Origin of the sequence: Alienimonas sp. DA493, from assembly GCF_043951915.1 — a bacterium.
Lineage (GTDB): Bacteria > Planctomycetota > Planctomycetia > Planctomycetales > Planctomycetaceae > Alienimonas.
The window spans coordinates 1-416 of record NZ_JBINJD010000375.1; the positions used below are offsets into that span (position 1 = coordinate 1).

Annotated in this window: 1 pseudogene; it reads right to left on the reverse strand. The window is 73.6% G+C overall.

Annotated elements, in window-relative coordinates:
- Positions 1–416: pseudogene (locus ACG2DA_RS23085) on the reverse strand (hypothetical protein); the annotation flags it as partial.

Consider the following 416-nt stretch of genomic DNA (forward strand, 5'->3'; position numbering starts at 1 on the left):
CCGTACAGCGCCGCCAGCCCGTCGGGCGACAGGAAGGCGCTGTAGTCGTCCAGGGCGTTGGTCGCCCCGGCGAGGTACTCGAAGATCACGGCGGTCTCGCTCAGCCCGCACAGCTCCCGGCCCAGCCGGGCGGCCCGGGCGACGGTGGAGCGCTCGGCGCCCTCGCGGACCGGGGCGTTCCAGAACTCCTCCCGCAATTTCGCTCGGAACCGCTCCACGGCGGCGTCGGTCCGGCCGCCGTCGCCCCCGCGGCCCCCGCCGGAGACCAGGCTGTGGCCGGGCAGGTTGCGGCCGAGGAACTTGCGGTCCGACAGGGCGAGATACAGGCTCTCGGTGCCGTGGGCGACGAGGCTGGTGGCGCCGATCGGCTCGACGTAGTTGCGGCGGATCTGGCCCAGGACGGTCTCGTAAAGGTC